This is a genomic window from Chamaesiphon polymorphus CCALA 037, assembly GCF_003003845.1.
GTDB classification, from domain to species: domain Bacteria; phylum Cyanobacteriota; class Cyanobacteriia; order Cyanobacteriales; family Chamaesiphonaceae; genus Chamaesiphon; species Chamaesiphon polymorphus.
In genome coordinates this window covers 1-5,137 of record NZ_PVWO01000433.1, presented here as the reverse complement: position 1 = coordinate 5,137, position 5,137 = coordinate 1, and the positions used below count along the sequence as shown (strand labels likewise).

Genomic DNA, 5,137 nt, shown 5'->3' with positions numbered 1-5,137 from the left:
CCTTTATAAGGGGAGGGCTGGGGTGGGGTAAAGGAATACGATCGTTACCAATATCCTTGTGTAGACACCGTAGCCTACTAACTAGATAAATTCATAAATTGCTCAATAGCTGCTCTAGTCACCTGTTGCATGTCCTCCCCTGCTTGGTAAGATTTTGTCCAGTCAATAATTTGCGCCAAAGCTGCTTCTAGCGATAACTGCGGCTTCCATCCCAACTTCAGACGAGCTTTCGAGCAATCTAAACTCAGAGCATTGGCTTCGTGGGGGTGATGCGCTCGATCTTGTTCCCAAGTTGAGTTTGCGCCCCATTGGGCTAATAGTCGATCGACTAACCAACTGACTGGTTGCACGTCTGACTCGTAGGGGCCAAAATTCCAAGCGTCGGCAAATGCTGGCCCCTTATCGTATAGATGCTCTGCTAAAGTCAGATACCCATTCAGTGCATCCAAAACATGTTGCCAGGGACGAGTTGCCATCGGGTTCCGAAGCACCACAGGCTTTTCTGCGAGCAAAGATTTGACAAGATCCGACACCAATCCATCTGGTGTCCAATCACCACCCCCAATGACGTTGCCAGCACGGGCAGACGCGATCGCCACACCATGGGTCGCATAATCACTAGGATTAAAAAATGAATTGCGGTAGGCAGTTGTCACCAACTCCGCACAAGCTTTGCTACTACTGTATGGGTCGTAACCACCCAATGGGTCATTTTCGCGATAGCCCCACACCCATTCTCGATTCTCATAGCATTTATCAGAGGTGATATTCAGTACGGCGCGTACCCCACCCACCTGCCTAATTGCTTCAAATAAATTCACCGTGCCCATCACATTGGTGTTGTAAGTCAACACCGGATCGACATAGGACGATTTCACCACCGATTGAGCCGCCATGTGGATCGCAATTTCTGGACGACAATCAGCAATCGCTTGTTTTAAATGCTGAAGATCGCAGATATCGCCGATCGTGGAAGTCATTCCATCTGCGACACGGGCAACTTCAAACAGGCTCGGACTTGTCGGCGGCTCTAAGGCGTATCCCCATAACTCAACTCCAACAGACTGCAACCAGAGCGACAACCAGCTACCTTTAAAACCAGTGTGCCCGGTCAAAAATACCCGTTTTCCCTGCCAAAAAGTAGTGTCCATGTGTTTGCGCTCACATATAGCTTTAGGCAAAGCAATTTTAACTGATTCAGCTCGCACCAGCCACGATCCAGATCACAACAACCGCTCGGATTGCAACAACTGATTCAACTCGCACCAGCCACGATCCAGATCGCAACAACCGCTCGGATTGCAACAACTAATTTAGAGCGAACGAGCCACGATCTAGACCCCAACCGAGCGCAAATTGACATAACTGTATATATTTTGTAACAATTAAGTCCGTCTAATTAGTATCTTGTTAGCTTAAACTTCAATACAGATTATGAAAAAGTACAAGACAGTCGATAATCCTACTCCTTTCCAAATTATTCATTTATGCCTAATAGTATCGATCGCAGCACTGACAAAAGACCCGCACGGATTTTAGTTGTGTCAAGCCGAGGACTCAATTCTGCTGCTGCTAGTTGTGGTTGTTATGAGTTTGAAGACCTAATTTGTGATGTTGACGATGCCGATTTATTCGCGCCTGTCAATACTCACAATCTCATGCGGAAGATATATCGGCTGACGAAATATATTGGGCGTTCCGATCGATTGGCAGCAAAAATCACACCTTATCCCCAAGATTTTATTATCGAACATGAGTATGACTTGCTATTGATAATCGTACATAATGCTTGGGATCTGCAACTAATCAATTCAATTCAGGGTTGGCAAGAAAAATGCCGTTACAAAGCTTGTTTGCTTACCGAATTTCATAGTCCAGGATTAAACAATTGGCGATTGTTACAAGAACCTTTTCAGAACTTCGATATAGTTTTTTCCTGTATGTGTTTATGCAACGATCGATTGAGTAAAGCGATCGATCGTCCAGTTATCTATATCCCTGGCGGGGCGGATGCTCTCAAATTTTGCCCATATCCCAACCCACCAGAACGCGGCATTGATGTTATCGCTCTCGGTCGGCGATCGCCTGAAATTCATCGATCTTTAATCGAACATGCTCGCCATAGTAATTTTTTTTACTACTATGATACGGTCAAAAAACAAGCTTTAGAAATAGATAATCCCAGCGAACACCGAATGATGCTAGTTAATCTCATGAAGAGAAGCCGATTTAGTATCAATTATTTTGCTAAATTCAACGAACCAGTATACACACAAAACTCACAAGAAATCGGATTTCGCTACTTTGAAGGAGCAGCAGCCGGAACAATTATGCTGGGGATGCCGCCAGCTAATGAGATGTTTCCAAAATATTTTGATTGGGAAGATGTCGTCATCGAAGTCCCACCCGACAGTCAAGATATTATCGCCACACTCGCTCAATTGGACTCAAAGCCAGAAAAATTAGCAACAATTCGTCGTCGTAATGTCGTTAATTCTCTCCTCAAACATGATTGGGTTTATCGCTGGCAAAAAATCTTAGCTGCATTCAACTTGACACCAACTCAAGCAACAATCGATCGAGAACAGCGTCTTCATCAGTTAGCACGAGAGGTAGAGCTATCGAATGTTGAGATTTAGGCATTACCGATCTGAGACAGCTTACAACCCTTAAGTTGACACCAGTGCCACAAGAGGTACTCTCAGATCTACACTAACTATTAATGCTTTTGTACTGAGGTAAGATGTGAGTATACTCTTGAGATCGCAGCTTCTAGCCGCTTACTCCAGCGCGGTTTCCTAATTGTAGCGGTGACTAATGTTTGCGAACCGATCCTATCTGTCCGAAGTATTATTAATTAATAGCTGAAAATCGTAAATCTTTGATATGTTAAAAAATATATTAATAAGTAAATGGCGGCGGTTGTCGATCGTCTCGATCGTGCTAGCGATCGCGATCGGGATTAGCAGTTGTCGCGCGCTGCTTCAATCTTCTTCCGCTCAAACTAACAATCAGTTAGTATATGGAATTCTCAGCGATCCTAAGACTTTCAATCCAGCGTTAAGTAATGAATCACCTAATATTTTTGGTTATGTTGGCGAAGGATTGATTACCGAAAATGGTAAAGGAGAAATCGAACCAGCTCTAGCCGAATCTTGGGTCATATCTCCAGATAAAAAAACTGTCACCTTTACGCTCAAAAAAAATCTCAAATGGTCGGATGGCGCGCCACTAACTATCGATGATGTCGCATTCACCTTTAATGAAGTCTTTTTTAACGAAGATATCCCTACGGATACCCGCGACATTCTCAAAATTGGTAAAGATCGCAAACTACCTACTGTTAAAAAAGTTGACAACGATCGCATTGAATTAACAACGCCAGACCCATCCGCCCCATTCCTCCGCACGACAGGAATTAGTATTCTCCCTGCTCACAAACTCCGCCCGACTGTAGTTCAAAAAGATAAGAGTGGTAAACCATTATTTTTGAGTACTTGGGGTCTAAATACCAAACCTGCGGACTTAGTTTCTAATGGCATGTATATGGTAGATACCTATACTCCAGGCGAGCGAATAGTTTTTAAAAAGAATCCCTATTACTGGCGAAAAGATAGTAAAGGACAGCAGCAGCCATATATCGATCGCGTAGTCTGGCAAATTGTGGAATCGACAGATACAGAGTTAGTCCAATTTCGATCGGGTGGTTTAGATTCTTTTAAGGTTTTGCCAGACTTCTTTTCATTGCTTAAAAAAGAAGAACAAAAAGGTGGATATAAAATCTATAATGGTGGCCCAGCAACTGGGACTACCTTCGTATCTTTTAACCTCAACGAAGGCGAAAGAGATGGTAAACCACTAGTAGATCCGATCAAATCGCGCTGGTTTAATAATGTCAAGTTTCGGCAGGCGATCGCCTATGGCATCAATCGTCAGCGAATGATTAATAACATTTATCGTGGTTTGGGTGCGCCGCAAGATTCACCGATTTCCGTTCCGAGTCCTTACTATTTATCGCGCGAACAAGGATTGCCTTTTTATGACTACAATCCCAAAAAAGCTAAAGAATTGTTTACAGCAGCAGGGTTTAAATACAACGAGCAAAATAAACTTGTTGACGATCGCGATAATCCAGTAAGATTTACATTAATTACTAACTCTGGTAACAAAATTCGTGAAGCACTAGGCACTCAAATCAAACAAGATTTAGCATTAGTTGGAGTTGAAGTAGACTTTACCCCCATAGCTTTTAGCCTCTTAATCGATCGCATTGATAATTCCTTACAGTGGGATAGTTTATTGATTGGATTTACAGGTGGCATCGAGCCGAATGATGGTGCAAATTTTTGGTCGGTAGATGGTGGTTCGCATATATTTAATCTCAAACCTCAAAAAGGTAAACCCCAACTGACAGATCGTCGCGTTGCCGATTGGGAGAAGAAAATTGACGAACTATACATTCAAGCTGCCCAAGAATTAGATGAAGGTAAACGCCGCCAAATCTATATCGAGACTCAGAAAATAACTCAAGAGAATTTACCCTGTATTTACTTAGTCAATCCACTATCGCTCTCAGCAGTCAAAAATCGCGTCCAAGGGATTGACTACTCACCAATTGGCGGCCCATTCTGGAATCTTTATGAATTGAAAATTAGCGATCGACGGTAGGACATCTACGAATTTTAGCTATCTGTTGGGACAATATTACGATCGACGATCGCTTTATTCAAAAATCCCGCCCATTCAGCCGCCATCGGTACTTCCGTAAACGGAATCTCGATCGATTCTTGTCCGGCTGCTGGCGGCTCTTTTAACTGAAATCGAAGATTAATTTTCTTACCACCATTAGGTAAGTTATCTAAATCGATGATTTTATCGTCTACTACTAATTGAATCTGTTCGACTCGATCGAGACTGAATGTTTGTAGATCTTTTGGCTCTGCTTTAGTCGGTTTACCCCAACTAATCTGACGATCTTTGAGTCCCATCACCGCATAGATATCATACTTACATCGATCGAATTCTACCGCCCAGCGTTTGTAAGCTTCGAGCTTTTGGTACTCATTAGCACCCGCTCTCGCCAACCAGATAAATGCTCCGAGCAATGGGAGCCACATTAAACCGCGTTCCATAAGGG

Annotated in this window: 4 protein-coding genes; 2 read left to right on the top strand and 2 right to left on the bottom strand. The window is 43.2% G+C overall.

Annotated features, from left to right (window positions below; genetic code table 11):
* Positions 1 to 77: 77 nt before the first annotated feature.
* The gene (rfbG, locus tag C7B77_RS23655; protein ID WP_106310708.1) at positions 78 to 1,151 is read right to left on the bottom strand and encodes a CDP-glucose 4,6-dehydratase; all 1,074 of its coding nucleotides are present in this window, start codon (positions 1,149 to 1,151) and stop codon (positions 78 to 80) included.
* 336 nt (positions 1,152 to 1,487) lie between these two features.
* Between rfbG and C7B77_RS23650 the strand changes: the two genes are divergently transcribed.
* Together C7B77_RS23650 and C7B77_RS23645 are read left to right on the top strand one after the other, a co-directional pair.
* Entirely contained in the window at positions 1,488 to 2,639 is a 1,152-nt protein-coding gene (locus C7B77_RS23650) for a glycosyltransferase (RefSeq protein ID WP_106310706.1), read from the top strand.
* Positions 2,640 to 2,886: 247 nt separating this feature from the next.
* Positions 2,887 to 4,668, top strand: coding sequence for an ABC transporter substrate-binding protein (locus C7B77_RS23645; RefSeq protein ID WP_106310704.1), 1,782 nt, complete (start codon positions 2,887 to 2,889; stop codon positions 4,666 to 4,668).
* A 14-nt stretch (positions 4,669 to 4,682) separates the two neighbouring features.
* Here the strand turns inward: C7B77_RS23645 and C7B77_RS23640 are convergent.
* A partial coding sequence (locus C7B77_RS23640) for a hypothetical protein (RefSeq protein WP_245894352.1) occupies positions 4,683 to 5,137 on the bottom strand: 455 nt, incomplete at its 5' end.

Bases quoted from the DNA above. Each gene is read 5' to 3' on its own strand.
- rfbG (WP_106310708.1), bottom strand. From the start codon at position 1,151: ATGGACACTACTTTTTGGCAGGGAAAACGGGTATTTTTGACCGGGCAC.
- C7B77_RS23650 (WP_106310706.1), top strand. From the start codon at position 1,488: ATGCCTAATAGTATCGATCGCAGCACTGACAAAAGACCCGCACGGATT.
- C7B77_RS23645 (WP_106310704.1), top strand. From the start codon at position 2,887: ATGTTAAAAAATATATTAATAAGTAAATGGCGGCGGTTGTCGATCGTC.